This window comes from Robertkochia solimangrovi, from assembly GCF_007279655.1.
Taxonomy (GTDB): Bacteria; Bacteroidota; Bacteroidia; order Flavobacteriales; family Flavobacteriaceae; genus Robertkochia; species Robertkochia solimangrovi.
This window is the reverse complement of sequence record NZ_QKWN01000004.1, coordinates 35,302-60,329: the sequence shown is the minus strand read 5'-3', so window position 1 is coordinate 60,329 and position 25,028 is coordinate 35,302. Positions and strand designations below refer to the sequence as shown.

General features: G+C 41.4%; 37 protein-coding genes. 32 read left to right on the top strand and 5 right to left on the bottom strand.

All coding sequences use genetic code 11. The annotated features are described in order from the left end of the window. Positions 1-27: 27 nt before the first annotated feature. Positions 28-756 (top strand): rhomboid family intramembrane serine protease, encoded by a 729-nt coding sequence (locus DMZ48_RS06915; RefSeq protein ID WP_143954400.1) that lies wholly within the window; start codon positions 28-30, stop codon positions 754-756. A gap of 386 nt (positions 757-1,142) precedes the next feature. On the opposite strand, the gene rlmB is transcribed toward DMZ48_RS06915, so the two are convergent. The 5 genes from rlmB to DMZ48_RS06890 all read right to left on the bottom strand — a co-directional run bounded on the left by rlmB (position 1,143) and on the right by DMZ48_RS06890 (position 7,861). Beyond that, entirely contained in the window at positions 1,143-1,880 is a 738-nt protein-coding gene (rlmB, locus tag DMZ48_RS06910; protein ID WP_143954399.1) for a 23S rRNA (guanosine(2251)-2'-O)-methyltransferase RlmB, read from the bottom strand. 61 nt (positions 1,881-1,941) lie between these two features. Next, positions 1,942-2,460: a lipid-binding protein gene (locus tag DMZ48_RS06905; RefSeq protein ID WP_143954398.1), complete on the bottom strand. Its 519-nt coding sequence runs from the start codon at positions 2,458-2,460 to the stop codon at positions 1,942-1,944. A gap of 18 nt (positions 2,461-2,478) precedes the next feature. Beyond that, the gene (locus tag DMZ48_RS06900; RefSeq protein ID WP_143954397.1) at positions 2,479-3,204 is read right to left on the bottom strand and encodes a BT_2262 family domain-containing protein; all 726 of its coding nucleotides are present in this window, start codon (positions 3,202-3,204) and stop codon (positions 2,479-2,481) included. A gap of 9 nt (positions 3,205-3,213) precedes the next feature. Further along, a complete protein-coding gene (locus tag DMZ48_RS06895) occupies positions 3,214-4,650 on the bottom strand; it encodes a SusD/RagB family nutrient-binding outer membrane lipoprotein (RefSeq protein ID WP_143954396.1) in 1,437 nt (478 codons plus the stop codon). A gap of 19 nt (positions 4,651-4,669) precedes the next feature. Continuing rightward, on the bottom strand, positions 4,670-7,861 hold the full coding sequence (locus DMZ48_RS06890) for a SusC/RagA family TonB-linked outer membrane protein (RefSeq protein ID WP_143954395.1): 3,192 nt from the start codon (positions 7,859-7,861) through the stop codon (positions 4,670-4,672). 621 nt (positions 7,862-8,482) lie between these two features. On the opposite strand from DMZ48_RS06890, the gene rpsL reads away from it, so the two are divergent. The 31 genes from rpsL to DMZ48_RS06735 all read left to right on the top strand — a co-directional run bounded on the left by rpsL (position 8,483) and on the right by DMZ48_RS06735 (position 25,022). Beyond that, the gene (gene rpsL / locus DMZ48_RS06885) at positions 8,483-8,857 is read left to right on the top strand and encodes a 30S ribosomal protein S12 (RefSeq protein ID WP_143954394.1); all 375 of its coding nucleotides are present in this window, start codon (positions 8,483-8,485) and stop codon (positions 8,855-8,857) included. Positions 8,858-8,879: 22 nt separating this feature from the next. Beyond that, a complete protein-coding gene (gene rpsG, locus DMZ48_RS06880; RefSeq protein ID WP_143954393.1) occupies positions 8,880-9,356 on the top strand; it encodes a 30S ribosomal protein S7 in 477 nt (158 codons plus the stop codon). Between the two features lie 22 nt (positions 9,357-9,378). Then, a complete protein-coding gene (fusA, locus tag DMZ48_RS06875) occupies positions 9,379-11,508 on the top strand; it encodes an elongation factor G (protein WP_143954392.1) in 2,130 nt (709 codons plus the stop codon). 11 nt (positions 11,509-11,519) lie between these two features. Further along, the gene (gene rpsJ, locus DMZ48_RS06870; protein ID WP_007094989.1) at positions 11,520-11,825 is read left to right on the top strand and encodes a 30S ribosomal protein S10; all 306 of its coding nucleotides are present in this window, start codon (positions 11,520-11,522) and stop codon (positions 11,823-11,825) included. A gap of 177 nt (positions 11,826-12,002) precedes the next feature. Further along, positions 12,003-12,620, top strand: coding sequence for a 50S ribosomal protein L3 (gene rplC, locus DMZ48_RS06865; RefSeq protein ID WP_143954391.1), 618 nt, complete (start codon positions 12,003-12,005; stop codon positions 12,618-12,620). Further along, positions 12,620-13,249 carry a 50S ribosomal protein L4 gene (gene rplD / locus DMZ48_RS06860; RefSeq protein ID WP_143954390.1) on the top strand — a complete coding sequence of 210 codons (630 nt, stop codon included), beginning with the start codon at positions 12,620-12,622 and terminating at the stop codon, positions 13,247-13,249. Before rplC ends, rplD begins: the two co-directional genes overlap by 1 nt. Positions 13,250-13,256: 7 nt before the next feature. Further along, positions 13,257-13,547, top strand: a complete 291-nt coding sequence (rplW, locus tag DMZ48_RS06855) for a 50S ribosomal protein L23 (protein WP_143954389.1) — start codon at positions 13,257-13,259, stop codon at positions 13,545-13,547. Between the two features lie 13 nt (positions 13,548-13,560). After that, complete coding sequence (gene rplB / locus DMZ48_RS06850) at positions 13,561-14,385, top strand: 50S ribosomal protein L2 (RefSeq protein WP_143954388.1); 825 nt, start codon at positions 13,561-13,563, stop codon at positions 14,383-14,385. 11 nt (positions 14,386-14,396) lie between these two features. Next, the gene (gene rpsS, locus DMZ48_RS06845; protein ID WP_008613595.1) at positions 14,397-14,675 is read left to right on the top strand and encodes a 30S ribosomal protein S19; all 279 of its coding nucleotides are present in this window, start codon (positions 14,397-14,399) and stop codon (positions 14,673-14,675) included. A gap of 9 nt (positions 14,676-14,684) precedes the next feature. Further along, positions 14,685-15,092 carry a 50S ribosomal protein L22 gene (gene rplV, locus DMZ48_RS06840; RefSeq protein WP_143954387.1) on the top strand — a complete coding sequence of 136 codons (408 nt, stop codon included), beginning with the start codon at positions 14,685-14,687 and terminating at the stop codon, positions 15,090-15,092. Positions 15,093-15,105: 13 nt separating this feature from the next. Then, positions 15,106-15,828, top strand: a complete 723-nt coding sequence (gene rpsC / locus DMZ48_RS06835) for a 30S ribosomal protein S3 (RefSeq protein ID WP_143954386.1) — start codon at positions 15,106-15,108, stop codon at positions 15,826-15,828. Between the two features lie 19 nt (positions 15,829-15,847). Then, positions 15,848-16,267, top strand: a complete 420-nt coding sequence (gene rplP / locus DMZ48_RS06830) for a 50S ribosomal protein L16 (RefSeq protein WP_143954385.1) — start codon at positions 15,848-15,850, stop codon at positions 16,265-16,267. Between the two features lie 15 nt (positions 16,268-16,282). Next, complete coding sequence (gene rpmC / locus DMZ48_RS06825; RefSeq protein ID WP_143954384.1) at positions 16,283-16,474, top strand: 50S ribosomal protein L29; 192 nt, start codon at positions 16,283-16,285, stop codon at positions 16,472-16,474. A gap of 17 nt (positions 16,475-16,491) precedes the next feature. After that, entirely contained in the window at positions 16,492-16,749 is a 258-nt protein-coding gene (rpsQ, locus tag DMZ48_RS06820; protein WP_143954383.1) for a 30S ribosomal protein S17, read from the top strand. Positions 16,750-16,751: 2 nt separating this feature from the next. After that, entirely contained in the window at positions 16,752-17,120 is a 369-nt protein-coding gene (gene rplN, locus DMZ48_RS06815; protein ID WP_143954382.1) for a 50S ribosomal protein L14, read from the top strand. Between the two features lie 14 nt (positions 17,121-17,134). After that, positions 17,135-17,449, top strand: coding sequence for a 50S ribosomal protein L24 (gene rplX, locus DMZ48_RS06810; RefSeq protein ID WP_199287947.1), 315 nt, complete (start codon positions 17,135-17,137; stop codon positions 17,447-17,449). Positions 17,450-17,451: 2 nt separating this feature from the next. Then, on the top strand, positions 17,452-18,003 hold the full coding sequence (gene rplE / locus DMZ48_RS06805) for a 50S ribosomal protein L5 (protein WP_143954381.1): 552 nt from the start codon (positions 17,452-17,454) through the stop codon (positions 18,001-18,003). A gap of 2 nt (positions 18,004-18,005) precedes the next feature. Then, positions 18,006-18,275 carry a 30S ribosomal protein S14 gene (rpsN, locus tag DMZ48_RS06800; protein ID WP_143954380.1) on the top strand — a complete coding sequence of 90 codons (270 nt, stop codon included), beginning with the start codon at positions 18,006-18,008 and terminating at the stop codon, positions 18,273-18,275. A 19-nt stretch (positions 18,276-18,294) separates the two neighbouring features. Beyond that, positions 18,295-18,693, top strand: coding sequence for a 30S ribosomal protein S8 (gene rpsH, locus DMZ48_RS06795; protein ID WP_143954379.1), 399 nt, complete (start codon positions 18,295-18,297; stop codon positions 18,691-18,693). 19 nt (positions 18,694-18,712) lie between these two features. Further along, a complete protein-coding gene (gene rplF, locus DMZ48_RS06790; protein WP_143954378.1) occupies positions 18,713-19,255 on the top strand; it encodes a 50S ribosomal protein L6 in 543 nt (180 codons plus the stop codon). A gap of 11 nt (positions 19,256-19,266) precedes the next feature. Continuing rightward, positions 19,267-19,623: a 50S ribosomal protein L18 gene (rplR, locus tag DMZ48_RS06785; protein WP_143954377.1), complete on the top strand. Its 357-nt coding sequence runs from the start codon at positions 19,267-19,269 to the stop codon at positions 19,621-19,623. 6 nt (positions 19,624-19,629) lie between these two features. Beyond that, positions 19,630-20,154: a 30S ribosomal protein S5 gene (gene rpsE, locus DMZ48_RS06780; RefSeq protein WP_143954376.1), complete on the top strand. Its 525-nt coding sequence runs from the start codon at positions 19,630-19,632 to the stop codon at positions 20,152-20,154. A gap of 12 nt (positions 20,155-20,166) precedes the next feature. Beyond that, positions 20,167-20,346: a 50S ribosomal protein L30 gene (gene rpmD, locus DMZ48_RS06775; protein ID WP_143954375.1), complete on the top strand. Its 180-nt coding sequence runs from the start codon at positions 20,167-20,169 to the stop codon at positions 20,344-20,346. A 13-nt stretch (positions 20,347-20,359) separates the two neighbouring features. Next, positions 20,360-20,812, top strand: coding sequence for a 50S ribosomal protein L15 (rplO, locus tag DMZ48_RS06770; RefSeq protein ID WP_143954374.1), 453 nt, complete (start codon positions 20,360-20,362; stop codon positions 20,810-20,812). Positions 20,813-20,826: 14 nt separating this feature from the next. Further along, complete coding sequence (gene secY / locus DMZ48_RS06765; protein WP_143954373.1) at positions 20,827-22,188, top strand: preprotein translocase subunit SecY; 1,362 nt, start codon at positions 20,827-20,829, stop codon at positions 22,186-22,188. A 1-nt stretch (position 22,189) separates the two neighbouring features. After that, on the top strand, positions 22,190-22,405 hold the full coding sequence (infA, locus tag DMZ48_RS06760; RefSeq protein ID WP_143954372.1) for a translation initiation factor IF-1: 216 nt from the start codon (positions 22,190-22,192) through the stop codon (positions 22,403-22,405). A gap of 4 nt (positions 22,406-22,409) precedes the next feature. After that, positions 22,410-22,526: a type B 50S ribosomal protein L36 gene (gene ykgO, locus DMZ48_RS06755; RefSeq protein WP_074978891.1), complete on the top strand. Its 117-nt coding sequence runs from the start codon at positions 22,410-22,412 to the stop codon at positions 22,524-22,526. Between the two features lie 3 nt (positions 22,527-22,529). Next, positions 22,530-22,904: a 30S ribosomal protein S13 gene (gene rpsM, locus DMZ48_RS06750; protein ID WP_143954371.1), complete on the top strand. Its 375-nt coding sequence runs from the start codon at positions 22,530-22,532 to the stop codon at positions 22,902-22,904. 17 nt (positions 22,905-22,921) lie between these two features. Beyond that, a complete protein-coding gene (gene rpsK / locus DMZ48_RS06745) occupies positions 22,922-23,314 on the top strand; it encodes a 30S ribosomal protein S11 (protein WP_143954370.1) in 393 nt (130 codons plus the stop codon). 88 nt (positions 23,315-23,402) lie between these two features. Beyond that, complete coding sequence (gene rpsD, locus DMZ48_RS06740) at positions 23,403-24,008, top strand: 30S ribosomal protein S4 (protein WP_143954369.1); 606 nt, start codon at positions 23,403-23,405, stop codon at positions 24,006-24,008. Positions 24,009-24,029: 21 nt separating this feature from the next. After that, the gene (locus DMZ48_RS06735) at positions 24,030-25,022 is read left to right on the top strand and encodes a DNA-directed RNA polymerase subunit alpha (RefSeq protein WP_143954368.1); all 993 of its coding nucleotides are present in this window, start codon (positions 24,030-24,032) and stop codon (positions 25,020-25,022) included. The last annotated feature ends 6 nt before the right edge of the window (positions 25,023-25,028 follow it).

Here is a 25,028-nt window from a genome sequence, read left to right as displayed (position 1 = left end):
TGTTTGCCCGGAGCATATTTCACGATTATGAAATCTTCAAATAAAAGAGCTTTACTAAATCAGGATGACCTGTCCTTTGATCTTAGCATGTTGTTGTTTCCACTGTTCTTTACCTTGGTGATGTGGGTGGTTTACTGGGCGGAGCTACAGTTTCATGTGTATCTCAATGATTGGGGTATCTATCCAAGGACGTTAAAAGGACTCAGAGGAATAATCGCAGGTCCATTTATTCATGGTTCGCTGAAGCATCTTTACAATAATACAATACCGGTTTTCGTACTCTCATTTGCAGTGATCTATTTCTATCGGAGGATCTGCTGGAAAGTTTTAGTTTATGGAATATTTCTGACGGGTTTATTTACCTGGCTTTTTGCCAGAAATGCCTATCATATCGGGGCAAGCGGATTGATTTATGTGTTGGTGAGTTTTATTTTTTTTAAAGGAATTTTGGCTGGTAATTTCAGATTAGTGGCTTTGTCCTTGTCGGTGGTTTTTCTGTATGGGAGTCTTATATGGTATATTATTCCAGTTAATGATGAGATCTCCTGGGAAGGTCATTTAGGCGGATTTCTCAGTGGACTCATACTTGCTTTGGTCTTAAAAGAAGGTGTACTTCAGAAGAAAAAATATCTCTGGGAAATGGAGGATTACAATGAGGAGAACGATCCTTTTATGAAACATTTTGATGAGGACGGGAATTTCATCGAATTTAAAGAGGAAGATGAAGAGGAGGAAGCATCGGATAAGCCAATGTGATTTTCGATTCTAATACTATTTATGCCCTGATTTTAGTTATTGTGCTGCGGTTATAATCTTTTGGTCTGCTGGCGTACTGAGAATTCGGGAGCGGGCTCAGTTTTTTTAGAGGAGACTTCTCAGGCTTTGGTTTCTTTGCAGGTTCAGTTTTTCCCAGGCTCAGTTCTTGGTAATCGAAGGCCTATTTTGAACATCTATGATTAGCGTTGACCGTTTTTAGCCATTCATTATAATTAGAGCGTTACGTGTTACAAAGTGACTTGTTACATGAGTGAGGAAGTAAAGCATTTACCATTTTGCTTTATGCTTTAAACTGCTTTCCGTTTTCTGTTTTTTGATGATTTATAGCCTGAATCTTGCCTTTAGGGATGCTAATTCAACACATATCAATTGGACCGTTGTCTTACTACTTCGTACAGGAATGCGCCACAGGCGACAGATACATTAAGGGAACCGATTGAGCCGTACATAGGCAGGCTTGCCAGGTTATCGGCGAGTTTAAGCACTGAAGGAGAGACACCGATGTCTTCAGACCCCATCACTATAGCGGTTGGTTGGTCGAATGCAATGTCATAAAGTCGGTTTTCAGTTTTTTCGGTAGCTGCGGTAACAGCGATACCGGAGGCCTGCATATGAAAAACAGCATCCTTGATGTGATCAACTCTGCAAATGGGAACACGAAATACAGCGCCTGCAGAGGTTTTTACCGTATCTGCAGAAACAGGTGCTGCTCCTTTCTTTTGAATAATGATACCGTGAACTCCTGTGCATTCTGCAGTTCGTATGATCGCTCCGAAGTTACGTACATCGGATAACTGATCAAGGATCAGAAAAAATGGGGTTTCTCCACGTTCGATAACGCTGATCACAAGTTCATCTAAGTCATGAAATTCTACAGGTGAAATATTTGCAACAACACCCTGATGGTTCTTTTTGGTAAATCTGTTGAGTTTCTCAACAGGAACAACCACACTATTGATATCATGATCTTTGATTAATTTATGGAGTTCGGAAATCAGGTCGCCTTTCAATCCTTTTTGGATAAAGATTTTGTCCAGGGTTTTGCCTGATTGGATGGCTTCGATCACCGTGCGAATGCCAAAGATCTGATAATCATTTTTCATGGCTCAAAGGTATAAAAAAACCACCCGAAAACGGATGGTTTTTATTAAATGATCGCTTTGCTCATTCTATGGTCGGACTATCATCTTCAAGAAAACCTGTTCTTTTATGCCCGCCGAAAATATAAGTCGTACCGGGATCCCAGTCGAACTCTGCTTCAAAATAAATACTATCTACTACCGTATTAGATCCATAAGCCCGTCCACCGTTCTTAATGATCCGTCCGTTGGTCACTGTCACCGTGCCTCCGGTGTACAGTTCTTCGGAAGCGCTTTGTCCTGAAAAGGTCAGGTCGCCGAATTCTGCCTGTACCTTGGTTTTGATCTGGAAAAATGTATTGTGATCATCGATCCAGAAGTTTTCATCATTAGAGGAGGCGTTGTAGGTGGAATATAGCACGTAGTCTCCGTTATAAGCTACTGTGCCGTCTGAAAAATATCCTACGATGAACCAGTCGCCTGCAAATTCAACAGTGCGTGTAGCACCCGGATCCTCATCTCCGTGTTCATCACAAGATAAGGTCAGCCCGGAAATTGCCAAACCTGTAAATAATAAAACTGCGATTTTATATATTTTCTTCATCTTGAATTGTTTTTATAATTAATATTGAACCTGAGTGAGATAGACATCGAACAGATATTCTGAATCCCAATCCGTTTTGAAATTTATCGTTTTTGCGTCCGGATCGACGGTCATTTCCGTTATTTTGGCCACCCCTCCAAATGCACCCACACCAAATTCAGGTCCGAAAGTGTAATTGTTAAGTCCGTTTACCATAATGGTTGCTCCGGTTGCAGCATAGGCTACTCCATAAGCCCGGCCGATCATATAGTAGCCTCCAACACCATCGCTTAATTCAAAGGAACCGTCTTCATTCTTCCAGATAATGATGTAAGTCATATCTTCATAGGCAGAATCTGATACGCCATTTCGAATAACCGTGGATACATATACTCCTGAGATATCATCTACCAGGTTGCCTGTATTTGCTACAATCACTCTTCGGGACGCGGATGCAGGATATCCATCTACATTAGTTGCGGAATACTCTATGTTGTAAATGTCGATTACATCGGTATTCAATGGTTGTCCGGTGAATAGTCCGTAGGATGTAGTAGTGACTGGTGTGGGGCTGCCATTTTCCGTAGCTGTAGCTCCGGGTTCAATATATTCCTCGCCTACTTCCAAAAAGATGTCTTGATCTCCTTCCAGTTCAATAACAGCAAAGTTCGTTATGTCTGATACGCCGCCTGTACTTTCGCTTTCACATCCGGTGAGAGCAAGTATTGTGATCAGGCATATATATATAATTCTACTTTTCATCATTTTTAGCTTTTAATTATCCCACCAAACCGGCACAGTGAGTTCCACTGACTGGTCAGGTGCGTTTTGATTTCGGGTTAATTCATCATTTGGCCAGGGGAGTCTTTTAGGGAAAACACCTCCGGTAAAGCCGTTGACAGAATAGGCAAATTGACCGGCTACATAATTTTCATCAGATTGATCAACGCTGGAGGTCATCGGTATTCCGGTTCTGTTATGTTCGAAAAATGATTCAAAACCATTCCCGGGGAAGCTCGCTAACCATTTCTGCGTTATAATGGCGGTAATCTGATCGTCCATGCTACCTCCGTCAGGAAATGCATAGGCGCCGCCTGATGCGATCATGTCCGTTGCATCTACACCCCATTTTTCAAAATTGGCCATCAGTGCCGCATCATACATTGCCTTAGCTCCGGCTCCTCCACTGTATCTCACCAAGGCTTCTGCCTGCATGAGCATGCTGTGTTCAGCAGAGATGAAATAAACCGGAGTGGTGGCCGAAAGATTCACAACAGAAATTGAGTTGGGAGCGGTGGTACTTTGATAATCGCCCTGATCAAGAGGATTTCCCGCTCCATAATATGCGTCCAGTCTCGGATCATTATTCGTTGACATGTAAGAATACATAGTTGTGCTCGCACGAAGATTTGTCGCTGTATTCAGCTGTCTGCGATCACTCTCGTAGAGTGGATTGGAGCGATTCGCTTCATCGATGAACTGCGTCATAGCAGCATCTTCCATAAGGAAGTTGTTATTGGTCGATTGAATACCGCTTTGAGCCACTCCGGGTCTGATCTCGGTTTGACGAAGGAAGATTTTCAGTTTCAAAGTATTCGCGAACTGCACCCACTTTGACATATCGCCTCCGAAGATGAAGTCATCGTTTAGAGGAGGGTTGCCTTCCGAGGCGCTGAGATTGCGTGATAAAGCACTATTGAGATCTGAGATCATCAGATCATAAACTTCTTCCCCGGAATTGAATGCGGGGGCAAAGTTGGTGATATCATTGGCTTCTGAGTAAGGAATCTGGTCGTACCAGTCTGCCAGAATCTGAGAAGCATAAACTTCAAGGCAGGTGGCGACGAGATAATAGTTCCAGTTGCTTGTCTCCTCGGCTATTCTCTTTATGTTTCTGATGTCGCCCAGTGCATCATACATATTGTTCCATGCGCCCTGATAACTCGAAGGGTTAACCTGGTAGGAATCGATGTTTCTGTATTGGTTCGCAGCGTTACTCTGTGTCCAGAATTGAGACCACATACCGCCGATGATCGCGAATTCAGCACCTTGTGCTCCGGCTACTCCGGCAATGGCAGCTGGGAGTTCTGTTGCCGGTTCTATGCCATCAGGTGAAAGTAAATCCGGATCTCTATTGATATCCATTTTATTCTCACAGGATGAGAACAGGAGTATCACAAATAGTATCGTCAGATATATATAATTTTTCATTGTTCTTGTTTTTGATGAGTTAGAATGACAATTTTAAGGATGCTCCATAGGTTCTCTGAGCCGGGTTAGCGGCAAATTCACCGAATTCACTCTGAAGATCACTACCGAAAGTGGTAACCTCAGGATCTACATAAGGATTATCTGCCGGTGTCCAGAGAGCAAGATTCTTACCATATATACTAATGGAAGCACTGCTGAGACCTAGAGATTCAACGAATTCATAGGGAACATTGTATGAAAGTGAAACATCTCTTAAGCGAACAAAGGTCTTGTCGATCATGTGGGTATATTCGATCGCCGGATGGCTACCGGTTCCCCAGAAATTGGTCACCTGATCATAAGCTACAGCAGTAGTGTTTTCAGAATAGGTGCCATCCCCGTTATCAACGACTGAATTCGGAATAATGAACGGATTTCTGTCATTATAAACCGTATTAGGAGCATTACCCACAAACTCCATCAAACGCTTCGTATAAGAATACATTTTTCCTCCTTCCTTCCAATCGACACTGAAAGAAAGATTGAAATTCTTGAAGGTAAAGGAGTTTCTGAAACCCATCACGAAATCTCTCTGAGACGTTCCCAGATATTGCTCTTCATCCGATTGAGTGTAGAATCCGGTATTCGGATCTACGATATACTGACCTTCATCATTCGTTGCAGGACCGCGGAATCGGAATACACCAAGTGGCTGTCCTTCTTCAGCATTGAAAGTGATATTGTATGCTGAGTTGATCACGAATCGGTCGGTACCTCTAAGGTCTGTGATCTCATTCTCATTCTTGGTGAATGTATAATCAAATTGCCATTTAAATCCATCGGTTCGTATCGGAGTAATTCCCAAAACCAACTCAATACCTTTATTATTTACATCGGCATAGTTACCGGTGATGTTGAGATAACCGGTTGACCGTGGCAGCAATTGATCCATTAAAAGGTCTTTCGTATCCCGGTTATAATAGGAGGCATCTAATGTGATTCTGCGGTTGAACAGGTTCGCTTCAACCCCGATCTCATATTCGGTGGTGATCTCCGGTTTCAATTCACTGTTTCCGAGTAGTGAACTCAATTCAAAAGAGTTTACACCGCCCAGAGGCATATTGATCTGTCCGAAATAAGCTCCTGCGACCCCTTGTACAAGTGTTGATTCTGTACGGTAGGGTTGTGTGTCATTACCAACTCTGGAAATACCTCCCCGAAGTTTCAGGAAAGTTGCACCAGAATCCAAAAGGATCGCACTACCGGTTGCGGAAGGATAAAAATATGAGTTCTTACCGATCGGAAGGGTAGAGGTCCAGTCATTTCTGGCGGTAAGGGTTAGGAAGTATCTGTCCATGAACCCAAGTGTTGCAGTAGCATACAGACCTAATGTTCTTCTAAGTGAGTTGGATTGAGTGACTACCGGTGTTGTGGCACTGTTACTGAGCTCATAGTAATTCGGAATATCGAGGTCGGTAACAGAAGCACTGAGTTCGTCAAATGATCTTTGGTTGTAGTTCATACCGACCGCCGCACTTAAATTAAAGAGCTCTGTAAAATCATGATCATAATTAATTGTAAGGAAGGTGTCGTATTGTCTGCGTTCAATCTGATACTCCGTAACACCCCCAAATACTTCCTGTGTGCCCAGAAGGTCCTGCGGAGAGCCGGGAAGATATTCTACGATGGCACCCCAGCTTTTACGTTTAAGGTTTTCGATGTCAGCACCGATCTGCCAGACGGCTGAGATATCATCGGTGAAATTGTAGGAGAAATTAAGGTTTCCAAAAACACGGTTACTTCGAATTTTGGTTCCATTCTCATTGAGAACCCAGTAGGGGTTGGATGCATAAGGTGTATAAAAGTAACTGTTGTTGTTGAATGGATTATTGATATAATCTTCCATGTCGATGATGCTCACATCGACTGGTACTTGCAGTAATTCCTGCATAAATGTATTACCCTCTCCGGCCGCATCACCTTGCCCGGTATTTACTGCATTCTGGTCACGGGTGATATAATTGGCACTGACGCGAACGGCAAATTTTTCATTGTGTATTCCGGAATTTAAGTTGAACGCTTTCCTGTCGTACTTATCTGCATCCGTCGGAATTACACCATCACTGTTCGTATTGGTAAAGGTCAGGGAGAAATCAGAGTTTTCACTACCCCCACTGATACGGAAGGAATTGGTGTATATATTTCCGATCTCATAGAAATCCTTTACATTATCAGAAAGGGCAACATAGGGTTTTACCTGTTGCGAGTTATTGTATATCTGCCCCCATGGTCTTACCTGACCGGTAAAGGCAGGACCCCATGAACCATTTTCATTACTGGCGCCGAGTCCGCCAGTCGGTAGCGAAGAATACCCTACTCCGTTCCAACCTTCACCAAATGTTGTCTGTTGTTCCGGAACTCTTGAGACCTGGAGATAGTCAAGAGAGGAGGTGAAGTCGACTCTGATCTTTGCGGCGTCTTTACCTTTTTTTGTAGTAATAATGATTACCCCGTTTGCTGCTCTGGAGCCGTAGAGAGCTGTTGCAGAGGCTCCTTTAAGAACGGTCATGGATTCAATACTGTTAGGGTCGAGATCATTAATACCGGAACCGGCATCGAATGTTCGGTCGACAGCAGCGCCGCTGGAGCTGTTGGAAGCATTTGTGATCGGGGTACCGTCAATCACATATAAAGGTGAATTTGAACCGGTAATAGAGGAAAATCCTCTGACGATCACTTTGGAAGAAGCCCCTGGTTGTGCAGGTGCTGTGATATCTACCCCGGCCACTTTACCGGAAAGGGACTCAAAAGGGTTGGTATTGGTAACTTCCGTGAGGTCTTCACTGCTAAGGTTAACGGATGCATATCCTTGTGAACGGGGAGTAGCCTTAGTACCGAGTATATTACCCGTTACTACCACTTCTTCCAGTGCCTGGGCATCCTGAAAGAGTTGTACATTGATGACATCCTGAGCACCAACGGTACGTTCTTCTGTTTTCTGGCCTACATAGGAATAAACCAATACGTCACCTACAGCAGCGTCGATAGAATAATTACCGTCAAAATCTGTTTGGGTACCCGTAGAGGTTCCTTTGATAAGGATGTTGGCCCCCGGTAATGGAATGTTACTGTCGTCAGTAACGATACCGGTGATGGTTTTTGTTTGTGCGTACGTAGTATGCACTATTAACACTAGTAGCAGTGTTAATAATCCACTAAAACTCGTTCTCATTGTTAAAATATTTGAATTAGCTATTCATAAATTTCCTAATAAGATGTTAACAATGCAACTTTTTTTAGCTAAAATATAAGGTTAACTAACAGATATACAGGGTTTTATAGGACTGGGATTACATAGCGGGGTTTATTTGCTAGTTATATATGTAAATTTCCTTCCGGTGTATAAAGCACACTAAATCAAAGAATTATGATAATTATTGAATTTTTGAGGCTAACATTAAGTTTTGGGGAAGAAATGCATAGATAATGGTGTTGGATCGCTGTAAAAATGAAAGATTGAGTTGGTTTATAAGCATAGTGTGGGATATATAGAAATAATGATTTACTATAGGATTAAAGGGTATTGCTAATAGGCTACCTATTGATCTCCGGTGATTCAGTATTTAGAAAGCGGATAGGATAATTTTTAAAAGGTCTCTGGAATGAATTTAATTATTGGAAATTTATTTTTTTTCAACTCCCTTGAAAATTAATCAATTAAGGTTTGATTTCTTGATAAATATTTCTACCTTTGCCACCCTCAAAATGACGTGTGCAGATTTGTGAAGTGCCGTCATGCTCACAGAATCAGTGGGTTGAGATTAAAATTAAATTATTTATTGTAAAGTAAATTATGCCAACAATTTCACAATTAGTACGAAAAGGAAGAGCCACGATTACTAAGAAGAGTAAATCGGCTGCTTTGGATTCGTGTCCTCAGAGAAGAGGGGTTTGTACGCGTGTTTACACCACTACACCTAAGAAGCCAAACTCTGCTATGCGTAAAGTAGCAAGGGTTCGTCTTACCAACGGTAAAGAGGTAAACGCATACATCCCTGGAGAAGGTCACAACCTCCAAGAGCACTCGATAGTATTAGTAAGAGGCGGAAGGGTAAAAGATTTACCGGGAGTTAGATACCACATCGTTCGTGGTGCGCTGGATACCGCAGGGGTTCAGGGTAGAACACAACGTAGGTCTAAGTACGGTGCTAAACGCCCTAAAAAGTAATTAAAACTTTTAAAGACAAGACATGAGAAAAAGACAGGCTAAAAAAAGACCTCTTTTGCCGGATCCAAGGTTTAACGATCAGCTGGTAACGCGTTTCGTTAACATGATGATGTGGGATGGTAAGAAGTCGGTTGCATTTAAAGTGTTTTACGATGCTATTGACATCGTGGAAGAGAAAAAGCAGGATGAAGAAAAAACTGCCCTTGAAATTTGGAAAGATGCCTTATCTAACGTTATGCCTCACGTAGAAGTGAGAAGTCGTCGCGTTGGTGGTGCAACCTTTCAGATTCCTATGCAGATCAGACCTGACAGAAAAGTATCTATGGCTATGAAATGGCTTATCAGTTATTCCCGTAAGCGTAATGAAAAGTCTATGGCGCTGCGCCTTGCAAATGAGGTTCTAGCTGCTGCCAAGGAAGAAGGTGCTGCTGTTAAGAAGCGTGTGGATACACACAAGATGGCTGAAGCTAACAAAGCATTCTCTCATTTTAGATTTTAACCGATAACCGAGACTTTTAAAAATGGCACAAAGAGATTTAAAATACACTAGAAATATTGGAATTGCAGCGCATATCGATGCCGGTAAAACCACGACTACTGAGCGTGTCCTTTTCTATACAGGGATGAGCCACAAGATCGGGGAGGTGCACGACGGTGCTGCTACAATGGACTGGATGGAGCAAGAGCAGGAGCGTGGTATTACCATTACTTCGGCTGCTACCACCTGTACCTGGAAATTCCCAATGGAAAAAGGACAGCCGCTTCCTGATGCTAAAGATTATCACTTTAACATCATCGATACTCCCGGACACGTTGACTTTACCGTAGAGGTAAACCGTTCCTTGAGAGTACTTGACGGTTTGGTTTTCCTTTTCAGTGCGGTTGACGGGGTTGAGCCTCAGTCGGAGACCAACTGGCGTCTGGCTGACAACTATAAAGTACCACGTATCGGTTTCGTTAATAAAATGGACCGTCAGGGGGCGAACTTCCTGAACGTTTGTAATCAGGTTATCGAGATGTTAGGTTCGAAGGCAGTGCCGATCGTACTTCCTATCGGAGATGAAGCTGATTTCAGAGGTATTGTTGACCTTGTTAAGAACAGAGCCATTGTATGGCATGAGGATAACTTCGGATCTACTTTTGATGAGGTAGATATTCCTGCTGATATGCAAGAAGAGGTTGATATGTACAGAGCTCAGCTTATCGAGGCTGTTGCTGAGTACGATGAAAGCCTTATGGAGAAGTTTTTCGAAGATGAAGATTCGATTACTGAAGATGAGATTCATGCTGCGCTTAGAGCTGCTGTAACGGATATCGCTATCATTCCTATGGTATGTGGTTCATCTTTCAAAAATAAAGGGGTTCAGTTCCTTTTAGACTGTGTATGTCGTTACCTTCCTTCTCCTGTTGATAAGGAAGCTATCGTAGGTACAGATCCTGATACTGAGCAGGAGATTTCACGTAAGCCGAATGTAGAGGCTCCTTTCTCTGCGCTTGCGTTTAAGATCGCAACCGATCCGTTTGTTGGTCGTCTTGCATTCTTCCGTGCATATTCAGGTCACCTTGATGCTGGTTCTTATGTGTTGAACACTCGTTCAGGTAAGAAAGAGCGTATTTCAAGAATCTATCAGATGCACTCCAATAAGCAGAATGCTATCGATTTTATCGAAGCGGGAGATATCGGAGCTGCTGTAGGATTTAAAGATATTAAGACCGGTGATACCCTTTGTGATGAGAAGCACCCTATCGTACTGGAGAGTATGGTGTTCCCTGATCCTGTAATCGGTATTGCTGTAGAGCCTAAGACTAAGGCTGACGTTGATAAATTAGGTATGGCGCTTGCTAAGCTTGCTGAAGAGGATCCGACCTTCCAGGTTAAGACCGATGAGGCTTCAGGGCAAACGATCATCTCTGGTATGGGTGAGCTTCACCTTGATATTATCGTTGACCGTCTTAAGCGTGAGTTTAAAGTAGATGTTAACCAGGGACAACCTCAGGTTGAGTACAAGGAAGCTCTTACTGCTAAGGCAGATCACAGAGAGGTTTACAAAAAGCAAACCGGTGGTCGTGGTAAATTCGCGGATATCGTGTTTACTATGGAGCCTGCTGAAGAAGGTAAGGTTGGACTTGAATTCGTTAATGAGATTAAAGGTGGTAACATTCCTAGAGAATTCGTTCCTTCTGTAGAGAAAGGATTCAGAGAGGCTATGAAGAATGGTCCTTTGGCAGGATTCGAAATGGATGCCATGAAGATTACCCTGAAAGATGGTTCGTTCCACGCGGTCGATTCAGATCAGCTATCGTTCGAACTTGCTGCGAAATTGGGTTATAAAGTTGCTGCAAAAGCTGCGAGAGCAGTATTGATGGAGCCTATCATGAAACTGGAAGTTCTTACTCCGGAAGAAAACATGGGTGATATCGTGGGTGACCTTAACCGTCGTCGTGGTCAGGTTAACAACATGAGTGACCGTGCCGGTTCTAAAGTGATCAAGGCTGAAGTGCCACTTTCTGAAATGTTCGGATATGTTACTTCCCTGAGAACGCTTTCTTCTGGTAGGGCTACTTCTACAATGGAATTCTCTCACTATGCGGAAACTCCTTCAAATATTGCTGAAGAGGTTATTAAAGCAGCAAAAGGGGTTAATGCTTAAATCTTAAGAAAATGAGTCAAAAGATCAGAATAAAACTAAAATCATACGATCATAACCTCGTGGATAAGTCTGCTGAGAAGATCGTTAAAACAGTGAAAACCACTGGTGCAGTTGTAACCGGACCAATTCCGTTACCAACGCACAAGAAAATCTTTACTGTACTTCGTTCTCCTCACGTAAACAAGAAGTCGAGAGAACAGTTTCAATTGAGTTCTTATAAAAGACTTCTTGATATCTATTCTTCTTCATCAAAGACTATCGATGCGTTGATGAAGCTGGAGCTTCCAAGTGGAGTTGAGGTAGAGATCAAAGTTTAATGATACACCGGGACTGAAAAGTCCGGGTTACATGTCCGGAGCGTTTCGCGAAGGAAAAACGGAAAAAATACATTCAGGGTTGAAGTATTTTTGACCCTGAATTTTTTTGAATAAAGAAGTATTTAGTAACAAACCGATCTGGCCGATAATCGGATCAGGTCATTAAATTAAATTAAAATGTCTGGGTTAATTGGAAAGAAAATTGGTATGACCAGCATCTTTGATGAGAACGGAAAGAACATTCCGTGTACTGTAATTGAGGCAGGGCCATGCGTAGTTACCCAAGTCAGAACCATGGAGGTTGACGGGTATGAAGCTCTTCAACTTGGTTTCGATGACAAGGCAGAAAAACGTGCTAATAAGGCTGAATTAGGCCATGCAAAGAAAGCAGGGGTTTCTCCTAAGAAAAAAGTTGTCGAATTCAAGGAGTTTGTTGGAGAGTATAAATTAGGAGATACAGTAACTGTTGAGGAATTTGTTGCTGGAGAATTTGTGGATGTAACCGGTACTTCAAAAGGTAAAGGTTTTCAGGGTGTTGTTAAGCGTCACGGTTTTGGTGGTGTTGGACAGGCTACTCACGGTCAACATAACCGTTTGAGAGCTCCCGGATCTATCGGTGCTGCATCTTATCCTGCTCGTGTATTCAAAGGAATGAGAATGGCTGGGCAAATGGGTGCAGAGAAAGTAACAGTACAAAACCTAAGAGTATTGAAAGTGGTTCCTGAGAAAAACCTTATCGTTGTTAAAGGTTGTGTTCCAGGTCACAAAAATGCTTATGTAATCATTCAGAAGTAATGGAAGTAGCAGTATTAGATATTAAAGGAAAAGAAACCGGAAGAAAGGTAACACTTTCTGACGCGGTTTTTAGTGTAGAGCCTAGCAAGCACGCGGTTTACCTGGATGTTAAACAATATCTTGCTAATCAGCGTCAGGGTACTCACAAATCCAAAGAAAGAGCAGAGATCGCGGGAAGTACCCGTAAGATCAAGAAGCAAAAGGGAACCGGTACTGCGAGAGCGGGAAGTATCAAATCTCCGGTTTTCAAAGGAGGTGGTAGAATTTTTGGTCCAAGACCAAAAGACTACACTCAGAAATTGAATAAAAACCTTAAGAAGTTAGCTAGAAAATCGGCACTTACTTTAAAAGCGAAAGACAATTCAATAGTTGTGGTAGAAGACTTCAACTTCGAAGCGCCAAAAACTAAAGATTTCGCTTCTGTGCTGAAAGCCTTAGGGTTAGAAAGCAAAAAATCACTGTTTGTCTTGGGTGATTCAAATAATAACGTATATTTGTCGTCGCGCAATTTGAAGGGGTCTGAAGTCGTAACTGCCTCAGAATTAAACACTTACAAAATTGTAAACGCAAATAATATAGTGCTTTTAGAGGGTTCTCTGGAGCGTATTGAGTCGAATTTAAGTAAATAAGAAACCGATGAGTGTGTTAATTAAGCCTATTATTACGGAAAAAGCAACCGCTGACAGCGAGTTGAACAATCGTTATGGTTTCATCGTTGATTCTAATGCTAACAAGCTGCAGATCAAGGATGCTGTTGAAGCTGCATACGGGGTTTCTGTTGAAAAGGTTCGTACTATGAATTACGGTCCTAGAAGAAGTACCCGTTATACAAAAACCGGAATTCAGCATGGAAAGACAAATTCTTTCAAGAAAGCTGTTATTCAGGTTGCAGAAGGAGATATTATTGATTTTTATAGTAATATATAAGTAAAGACAAGAAATGTCAGTTAGAAAATTAAAACCAGTTACTCCTGCACAGCGATTTAGAGTAGTAAACGGATTTGACGCGGTTACTACTGATAAGCCGGAGAAGAGCTTGCTCGCTCCGTTAAAAAAGTCAGGAGGTAGAAACAGTCAAGGAAAGATGACCATGCGATATATCGGTGGTGGTCATAAGAAGAAGTATCGTATTATCGATTTCAAAAGAGTTAAAACAGGAGTTGAAGCTACTATTGAGTCGATTCAGTACGATCCAAACAGAACTGCGTTTATTGCGTTGATCGTTTATACAGACGGAGAAAAGAGTTATGTGATCGCTCAGAATGGTATGCAGGTAGGTCAGACTATCGCATCCGGTAGCGGTGTTGCTCCTGAGATCGGAAACGCAATGCCATTGAGCGAAGTGCCACTTGGTACTATTATATCTTGTATTGAGCTGCGTCCTGGACAGGGTGCGGTTATGGCTCGTTCTGCAGGTGCTTTTGCACAGCTGATGGCAAGAGATGGTAAATATGCTACTATCAAACTTCCTTCAGGTGAAACCAGAATGATCCTTGTAGAGTGTTTAGCAACAATCGGTGCGGTGTCTAACTCAGATCACCAGCTGATCGTTTCAGGTAAAGCAGGTAGAAGCAGATGGTTAGGTAGAAGACCAAGAACAAGACCAGTTGTTATGAACCCTGTTGATCACCCGATGGGTGGTGGTGAAGGTAGAGCTTCCGGAGGTCATCCAAGATCTAGAAACGGAATACCTGCTAAAGGCTTTAGAACAAGAGCTAAAGCGAAAGCTAGTAACAAGTATATAATAGAACGTAGAAAGAAATAAAGATTTAAAAGATGGCACGTTCACTAAAAAAAGGACCTTACGTTCACTATAGTTTAGAGAAAAAAGTTCAACAGAATGTTGAATCTGGTAAGAAGACGGTTATCAAAACCTGGTCCAGAGCATCTATGATTACTCCGGATTTCGTAGGTCAGACCATAGCCGTTCATAATGGCCGCCAATTTGTTCCTGTATATGTTACAGAGAACATGGTAGGGCATAAGTTAGGAGAATTTTCACCAACACGTTCATTCCGTGGGCATGCTGGTGCAAAAAATAAAGGAAAAAAATAATAAGTAGCCATGGGAGTTCGTAAAAAAGAGAAAGCAGAGCAAATGAAAGAGGCCAAGAAGAGCTTGGCGTTTGCAAAGTTGAATAACTGCCCGACTTCACCTCGTAAAATGAGACTTGTAGCTGATCAGGTTAGAGGTCAGAAGGTGGAAAAGGCACTTGCTATTTTGAAATTCAGTCAGAAAGAGGCATCTCGTCGTCTTGAGAAACTGTTGTTATCGGCAATCGCTAACTGGCAGGCTAAGAACGAAGAGGCTAGTCTGGAAGATGCTGATTTATTCGTGAAAGAGATCCGTGTTGACGGTGGAAGTATGTTGAAAAGACTACGTCCAGCTCCACAGGGTCGTGCGCATAGAATTAGAAAACGTTCCAATCATGTAACATTAGTGCTTGGAGCTAACAATAACACTCAAAGTTAATTAGATAAACAGTATGGGACAAAAAACAAATCCAATCGGAAATCGCCTTGGTATCATCAGAGGATGGGAATCTAACTGGTACGGAGGTAATGACTATGGAGATAAACTTGCTGAGGATGATAAGATCAGAAAGTATATCCATGCGCGTCTGTCTAAAGCGAGTGTATCAAGAGTGATCATCGAGCGTACGCTTAAGCTTGTAACCGTTACTATCACCACTGCAAGACCTGGTATCATTATCGGTAAAGGCGGTCAGGAGGTAGACAAGCTGAAAGAAGAGCTTAAAAAGATCACCGACAAGGAAGTACAGATCAATATCTTTGAGATCAAAAGACCAGAACTTGATGCTAACCTTGTTGCAGCAAGCATCGCTCGTCAGATAGAGAACAGAATCTCTTACAGACGTGCAATCAAAATGGCTATCGCTGCTGCGATGAGAATGAACGCCGAAGGTATCAAGGTTATGATCTCAGGACGTTTGAATGGAGCTGAAATGGCGCGTTCAGAGTCTTACAAAGATGGTCGTATTCCATTGTCAACATTCAGAGCTGACATTGATTATGCACTTCACGAAGCTCATACCACTTATGGTAGACTCGGAATTAAAGTGTGGATCATGAAAGGCGAGGTTTACGGTAAACGTGATCTTTCCCCTCTGACAGGAATGTCTAAGAAGCAGGGTAAAGGCGGTAACAATGCCGGTGGAGGAAGAAACAAATCTCGTCGTAGAAAGTAATTTTTTAAATTAAAGAAAAATGTTACAGCCTAAAAGAACAAAATACCGTAAGCAGCAGAAAGGCCGTATGAAAGGTGTTTCTCAGAGAGGACACGAGCTTTCAAACGGTATGTTCGGAATAAAATCACTAGATTCGTCTTTTATCACTTCTCGTCAGATCGAGGCTGCGCGTGTTGCTGCAACTCGTTTTATGAAAAGAGAGGGGCAATTATGGATTAAAATTTTCCCGGACAAACCTATCACTAAAAAGCCTTTAGAGGTGCGTATGGGTAAAGGTAAAGGTGCTCCTGAATATTGGGCAGCAGTTGTTAAACCAGGTCGAATCATGTTTGAAGTAGGTGGTGTGCCACTAGATGTTGCTAAAGAAGCACTTCGTCTAGCAGCTCAGAAACTACCGGTAAAAACCAAATTCGTTGTAGCCAGAGATTACTCAGCTTAATAAAATTGTAAGGTAATGAAACAATCAGAAATCAGAGAATTATCTACAGCTGAACTTCAGGAACAGCTTGGTGTTTATAAGAAACAATACGCAGATCTTAAATTGGCTCATACAATTACGCCATTAGAGAATCCGATTCAACTGAGATCAACCAGAAGAACGGTAGCCAGATTGGCAACAGAGCTTACAAAAAGAGAATTACAATAATTCGATTCTGCTAAGAGATGGAAAACAGAAATTTAAGAAAAGAAAGAATAGGGGTAGTTACCAGTAATAAAATGCAGAAATCAATCGTGGTTTCTGAGGTTAAACGAGTGAAACACCCTATGTACGGTAAGTTCGTGTTGAAAACTAAGAAATATGTTGCACACGACGAAAAAGAAGATTGCAATATTGGAGATACAGTTAGGATTATGGAAACTAAGCCTATGAGTAAAACCAAATGTTGGAGATTAGTTGAAATCATTGAAAGAGCTAAATAATTATGGTACAACAGGAATCTAGATTAAAAGTTGCAGACAACACAGGGGCTAAAGAAGTTTTAGCTATCCGTGTGTTAGGAGGTACTAAAAAGAGATACGCTTCTGTGGGTGACAAGATCGTTGTTACTGTAAAAGATGCCACTCCAAACGGAAACGTTAAGAAAGGACAGGTATCTACCGCAGTGGTTGTTCGTACCAAGAAAGAAGTAAGAAGACCTGACGGATCTTACATTCGTTTTGATGATAATGCTTGTGTACTGCTGAATCCTGCAGGAGAGATGCGCGGAACCCGTGTATTCGGACCTGTTGCGAGAGAGCTTCGTGACAAGCAGTTTATGAAAATTGTATCATTAGCGCCAGAGGTGCTTTAATACAGCGATTAGAGATGATAAAACTAAAGATAAAATCAGGAGATACGGTAAAAGTAATTGCCGGTGATCATAAAGGATCAGAAGGTACAGTACTTCGCGTAGATCGTGAAAAGAACAAAGCGATTGTTGAGGGTGTGAACCTGGTATCTAAGCACGAAAAGCCTAGCGCCAAAAATCCTCAGGGAGGAATCGTTAAGAAAGAAGCTCCTATTCATATCTCTAACCTTTCATTAATCGATCCTAAATCAGGAGAGACTACGAGAGTTGGATATGAAGAGAGAGATGGTAAGAAAGTAAGATTTTCTAAAAAATCTAATGAAGTAATTTAATTATGGCTTACATTCCAAGATTAAAACAAGAATATAAAGAGCGCGTAATCGCTGCTCTTACTGAAGAGTTTGGGTATAGCAACGTAATGCAGGTGCCTAAACTTAAGAAGATTGTAATTAGCCGTGGGGTTGGAGCAGCTGTTGCTGACAAAAAACTGATCGAATATGCAGTTGATGAATTAACTCAGATTTCTGGTCAGAAGGCAGTAGCAACAATTTCTAAAAAGGACGTTGCTTCTTTCAAACTTCGTAAAGGTATGCCGATCGGGGCAAAAGTAACTTTACGCGGAGAAAGAATGTATGAGTTCCTGGACAGATTGATTACTTCAGCTTTACCACGTGTAAGAGATTTTAATGGTATCAAGGCTAATGGTTTTGATGGTAGAGGTAATTATAACCTGGGGGTAACTGAGCAGATCATTTTCCCTGAGATCAATATCGACAAGGTTAACAAAGTTGCCGGTATGGATATTACTTTCGTAACCTCTGCTGACACCGATAAGGAAGCGAAATCATTATTAAGCGAATTAGGATTACCTTTTAAAAAGAATTAAGTATGGCTAAAGAATCAATGAAAGCCCGCGAGGTTAAAAGACAAGAATTGGTAGATAAATATGCTGAGAAGAGAAAGGCTCTAAAAGAGGCTGGAGACTACGAAGCACTACAAAAGCTACCTAAGAATTCTTCACCGGTACGTTTACACAATCGTTGTAAATTAACCGGAAGACCAAGGGGTTATATGCGTACTTTCGGTATCTCTCGTGTAATGTTCAGAGAGATGGCCAACAAAGGTTTGATTCCGGGAGTTAAAAAAGCAAGTTGGTAAAAGTTTAAAAGGATAAAAGATGTATACAGATCCTATAGCAGATTATTTAACAAGGATTAGAAACGCTAACAGCGCTGGCCACAGAGTGGTAGAGATCCCTGCTTCGAACCTTAAGAAAGAGATTACTAAGATCTTATTTGATCAAGGGTATATCTTAAGTTACAAATTCGAAGAAGATACCGTTCAGGGTACTATCAAAATTGCTTTGAAATATGACAAAGCAACAAAAGAGCCTGTGATCAGAAGTATCCAGCGAGTAAGTAAGCCCGGTCTACGTAAGTATATCGGAAAAGATGAATTACCGCGTGTTCTTAACGGACTTGGAATTGCGATCGTTTCAACTTCTCACGGAGTTATGACCAGCAAACAAGCCAAGGCAGAGAACGTTGGAGGTGAAGTGTTGTGTTACGTTTACTAATAATTAAAGACAAAAGGAAATGTCAAGAATTGGTAATAGTCCGATAGTAATTCCAGAAGGAGTTACTGTAGATATTAAAGATGACGAAGTTACCGTAAAAGGTAAACTCGGAGAACTTACCCAGAAGATATCTGATATCAACGTAAAGGTTGAAGAAGGTACTATCGTTCTGGAGCGTTCCTCAGAGAATAAAGATGTTAAGTCAAAGCATGGTCTTTACAGATCGTTGCTTAACAACATGGTTGAAGGTGTTTCAAAAGGCTTCACCAAAGAATTGGAATTGGTAGGTGTTGGTTACAGAGCCAGCAACCAGGGTCAGAAACTTGATATTGCACTGGGATTCTCTCACAATATCGTACTTGATCTTGCACCTGAAGTAAAGGTGGAGACCATATCTGAAAAAGGTAAGAATCCTATCGTAAAACTGACTTCACATGACAAACAATTAGTTGGTCAGGTGGCTGCAAAAATTCGCTCTTTCCGTAAGCCTGAGCCTTACAAAGGAAAAGGTGTGAAATTCGTAGGAGAGCAATTAAGAAGAAAAGCAGGTAAATCAGCTTAATAATTAGCATTATGGCATTATCAAAGACTGAAAGAAGACAGAGAATTAAAAGCAGGATCCGTAAGGTGGTTTCAGGAACTGAAACCAGACCTAGGCTGGCTGTTTACAGAAGTAATAAGGAGATTTATGCTCAGTTGATCGACGATAACGCGGGAGTTACCCTGTTATCTGCATCATCAAGAGATAAAGAGATTAGTGCTGCAACCGGTACCAAGCTCGAGATCGCTGCCCTTGTAGGGAAAGCAATCGGAGAGAAAGCGCTTAAAGCCGGGTATGAAGTTATCAACTTCGACAGAGGTGGTTACTTGTATCATGGTAGAGTTAAATCATTGGCGGAAGGTGCCAGAGAAGCAGGACTTAAATTCTAAGAAATTATGTATCAAGAATATAAAAACGTAGAGTTAGTAAAACCCGGAGGACTTGAGTTGAAAGACCGTCTTGTGGGCGTACAAAGAGTTACTAAAGTTACAAAGGGTGGTAGAGCATTTGGTTTCTCGGCTATCGTTGTAGTTGGTAATGAGGACGGAGTAGTAGGTCACGGACTTGGTAAATCCAAGGAAGTTGCTGACGCTATCTCAAAGGCCGTTGAAGATGCAAAGAAAAACCTGGTACGCATTCCGCTTATCAAAGGTACTTTACCTCATGAACAAAAAGGTAAGTTCGGAGGTGCACGCGTATACCTTCAACCGGCATCTCACGGTACCGGTGTTATCGCAGGTGGTGCCGTTCGTGCGGTACTCGAAGCGGTAGGTGTACATGACGTACTTTCTAAGTCGCAGGGTTCTTCAAATCCTCATAACGTAGTTAAAGCAACATTCGATGCTTTACTTCGATTGAGAGATGCTAGAACTGTTGCTGCTCAGCGAGGAATTTCTTTAGAGAAAGTTTTTAAAGGATAAATCAGGGATAAAATGGGAAAGATTAAAGTTACACAGGTAAAAAGCAACATTAAACGTCCTCAAAATCAGAAGAGAACGTTAGAGGCGCTAGGTCTTACTAAGATTGGCCAGGTGGTGGAACACGAAGCGACACCAAACATCCTTGGTATGGTAAAAAAAGTTGAACACTTAGTTTCTGTAGAAGAAGCTTAATAACAATATAGTTATGAATTTAAGTAACTTACAACCAGCTGAAGGTTCAGTTCATAAGGACGGAAAAAGAGTAGGTAGAGGAGAAGGTTCCGGTAAAGGTGGTACTTCAACAAGAGGTCACAAAGGAGCTAAATCACGCTCAGGATACTCTAAGAAAATCGGATTTGAAGGTGGTCAGATGCCACTTCAAAGACGTGTTCCTAAGTTCGGTTTTAACAACATTAACAGAAAGGAATACGTTGGGATCAATCTGAATAAGTTGCAGGAATTGGTTGACAAAGGGGTAGTTACAGACACTGTTGATTTAGACGTTCTTGTGGCTAACAAACTTGCCAAAACCAGCGACCTTGTGAAGATCCTTGGCGGTGGAGAACTCAAATCTAAATTAAAAGTATCTGTACATAAATTTACTGCAAGCGCTAAAGAGGCTATTGAAGCAGCAGGAGGAGAAGCAGTAAGTTTATAACCCAACTAGAAACCATGAAGAAGTTTATCGAGACATTAAGCAATATCTGGAAGATTGAAGAACTGAAAGGGAGGATCCTTATAACATTAGGACTCCTTCTTGTGTACCGATTCGGTGCTCAGGTCGTACTTCCTGGTATTGATACACAGCAGCTGGCTGAACTTACAAACCGTGCTGATGGAGGTGGATTATTAGGAATATTAAACGCATTTACAGGAGGGGCATTTGCCAATGCTTCTGTTTTTGCACTTGGTATTATGCCTTATATCTCTGCATCTATCGTTGTTCAGCTTATGGGATTGGCCATTCCTTACCTTCAGAAATTACAAAAAGAAGGTGAAAGCGGTCGTAAAACGCTAAATCAGATCACACGTTGGTTAACCATCGGTATCTGTTTGGTACAGGCTCCGGCCTATCTTTACGGATTGGGGGCACTTGGTGTTCCTGACAGTGCTTTTATTTTAGGGAAAGGACTAGATTTTATGATCCCGGCAGTGCTGATCCTCGTAACCGGTACCATCTTCGCGATGTGGCTTGGTGAGAAGATCACCGATAAAGGTATCGGTAACGGTATCTCTTTACTGATCATGGTTGGAATCATCGCTCGTTTACCGATCTCTTTCGCTCAGGAATTCGATTCTGTAGTGAATAGAAATCAAGGTGGACTGATCCTGATTCTTATCGAACTAATTCTTTGGTTCGTGGTTATTTTGGCAAGTATTATGCTTGTTATGGCTACAAGACAAATACCTGTACAATATGCACGTAGAACCGCTTCTGGTGGTTATGAAAAGAATGTGTTCGGGTCTCGTCAGTATATCCCTTTGAAGCTTAACGCTTCAGGAGTTATGCCGATCATCTTTGCTCAGGCGATTATGTTCGCTCCGGGCTATATTGGAACGATCGGTGCTATCAAGGATACTGCTGTCGGACAGTGGCTTCAGGTGAATTTTGGTAATGGTTCCATGTTTGGATTATGGTATAATGTAGTTTTTGCGTTGTTAATCGTTGTATTTACCTATTTTTACACCGCAATTACTGTACCTACCAATAAAATGGCAGATGATCTTAAGAGAAGTGGAGGTTTCATTCCGGGTATTCGTCCTGGAAAGGAAACGTCAGATTACCTTGATAAGGTAATGTCTCTGATCACATTCCCTGGATCATTGTTCCTTGCAATCGTAGCGATTTTTCCTGCGATTGTGGTAAATGTAATGGGTATTCAGCAAGGATGGGCACTGTTCTATGGTGGTACATCACTACTGATCATGGTTGGTGTGGCCATTGATACCATGCAACAGGTGAATTCATATCTGTTGAACAGACATTACGACGGGTTGATGAAAACAGGTAAAAACAGAAAAGTTGTAGCTTAATATGGCAAAACAACAAGCAATAGAACAAGATGGTACGATCATCGAGGCATTATCAAATGCCATGTTCAGGGTAGAATTAGAGAATGGTCATGTTGTAACAGCACATATCTCAGGTAAAATGCGAATGCATTATATCAAACTTCTTCCCGGTGACAGGGTTAAGCTCGAGATGAGTCCGTACGATCTGACGAAAGCAAGAATTACTTATAGATATTAAAGAGATGAAAGTTAGAGCATCACTGAAAAAAAGAAGTCCCGAGTGCAAAATTGTGCGTAGAAAAGGGAGATTGTATGTAATTAATAAAAAGAATCCTAGATTTAAACAAAGACAAGGATAAGTTATGGCTAGAATCGCAGGAGTAGACTTACCAAAGCATAAGAGAGGAGTTATTGGGTTAACTTACATCTTTGGTATAGGAAAAAGTAGAGCTAAAGAAATCTTAGCAGCAGCTCAGGTTAGTGAAGATACTAAAGTATCTGAATGGGCTGATGATGAGATCGCTCGAATTCGTGAAGCTGTCTCTTCATTTAAGATTGAAGGGGAACTTCGTTCAGAGGTTCAATTGAACATCAAACGTTTAATGGATATTGGTTGTCAGAGAGGGATTCGACACAGAGCGGGACTTCCTTTGAGAGGTCAGCGTACCAAGAATAACTCCAGAACAAGAAAAGGTAAAAGAAAAACAGTTGCAAACAAGAAAAAAGCAACTAAATAATACGTAGCTTAATTATTATGGCAAAGTCAAATGCAAAAACTGCTAAAAAGCGCAAAGTTGTAGTTGAATCCGTAGGAGAAGCTCATATCGCTGCATCATTTAACAACGTTATCATCTCGCTTACCAATAAGAAAGGTGATGTTGTTTCTTGGTCATCCGCCGGAAAAATGGGATTCAGAGGTTCTAAAAAGAACACCCCTTATGCTGCACAGGTAGCTGCCGAAGACGCAGCTAAAGTAGCTCATGAAGCAGGCCTGAGAAAAGTTAAGGTGTATGTAAAAGGTCCTGGGTCAGGAAGAGAGTCTGCAATCAGATCTATCCACAATTCAGGTATCGAAGTAACTGAGATCATCGACGTTACTCCACTTCCGCACAACGGTTGTCGTCCACCTAAAAGAAGAAGAGTTTAATTAATTTAATGTTTTTAAGAAGGTAGTTATACGATTATCGAAGGATTTAGCCTTAATTCAATAATCACCTTCATAATAGTTTATAAACATGGCAAGATACAGAGGTCCACAAACTAAGATTGCCCGTAAATTCGGAGAAGCAATTTTCGGAGATGACAAATCTTTCGAAAAAAGAAATTACCCTCCGGGGCAACACGGTAATAACCGTAGAAGAGGTAAAAAGTCTGAGTACGCTATCCAGTTAATGGAAAAACAAAAAGCGAAGTATACTTACGGTATTCTTGAAAAACAGTTCAGAAACCTGTTTGAAAAAGCAAACCGTAAAAAAGGAGTTACCGGTGAGGTACTTCTTCAACTTTGCGAATCACGTCTTGATAACGTAGTTTACCGTATGGGCGTTAGCCCGACAAGAAGAGGAGCGCGTCAGCTTGTTTCTCACCGTCATATTACAGTAAACGGAGAAGTGGTTAATATTCCTTCTTACCAATTGAAGCCAGGTGATGTTGTTGGAGTAAGAGAGAAATCCAAGTCTTTGGAAATTATCGAAAGAGCACTTTCAAACAATAGTAATGTTTACGAATGGATCACTTGGAACAATGAGAAAAAAGAAGGTTCTTTCGTAAATGTTCCGGAACGTATTCAGATCCCGGAAAACATTAAAGAGCAATTAATCGTCGAGTTATACTCTAAATAATAATTAGACAGCAGTCGTACTATGGCAATATTAAATTTTCAGAAGCCCGATAAAGTTATAATGATCGATTCTACCGATTTCGAAGGTAAGTTTGAATTCAGACCTTTGGAACCAGGATACGGATTGACCGTTGGTAACGCATTACGAAGAGTTCTTTTATCTTCACTGGAAGGTTTTGCGATCACTTCTACCCGCATCGATAAAGTTGAGCATGAATTCTCAGCAATCGAAGGTGTTGTAGAAGATGTAACTGAGATCATCCTTAACTTGAAGCAGGTTCGCTTTAAAAGACAGATCGATGATATCGATAACGAAACCGTTTCTATTTCGTTAACAGGTAAGGAACAAATTACTGCTGGTGATTTCCAAAAGTTTATTTCAGGATTTCAAGTCCTGAATCCTGATCTTGTGATCTGTAACCTTGATCCTAAGGTAACCATCAATATGGAGATCACAATCGAAAAGGGTAGAGGTTATGTGCCTGCTGAAGAGAATAAGAAAGCCAATGCTCCTTTGGGAACCATCTTTACCGATGCGATCTATACCCCTATCAAAAATGTTAAGTATAGCATTGAGAACTACAGGGTAGAGCAAAAGACCGACTACGAAAAGCTGGTTTTCGAGATCGTTTCTGATGGATCTATCCATCCAAAAGATGCGCTTACCGAAGCTGCTAAGATTCTTATCCATCACTTTATGCTGTTCTCTGATGAACGCATTACACTGGAAGCGGATGAGATCGCACAAACTGAAACATACGATGAAGAATCATTGCATATGCGTCAGTTGCTTAAGACTAAACTCGTTGACATGGACCTTTCCGTTCGTGCATTGAATTGTCTTAAAGCAGCAGAAGTAGATACTCTTGGAGATCTGGTTTCTTTCAACAAGAACGATTTAATGAAATTCAGAAACTTTGGAAAAAAATCACTTACCGAGTTAGAAGAACTTGTGAACAACAAAGGTCTTAGCTTCGGAATGGATTTGTCAAAGTATAAATTAGATAAAGATTAATTTTCC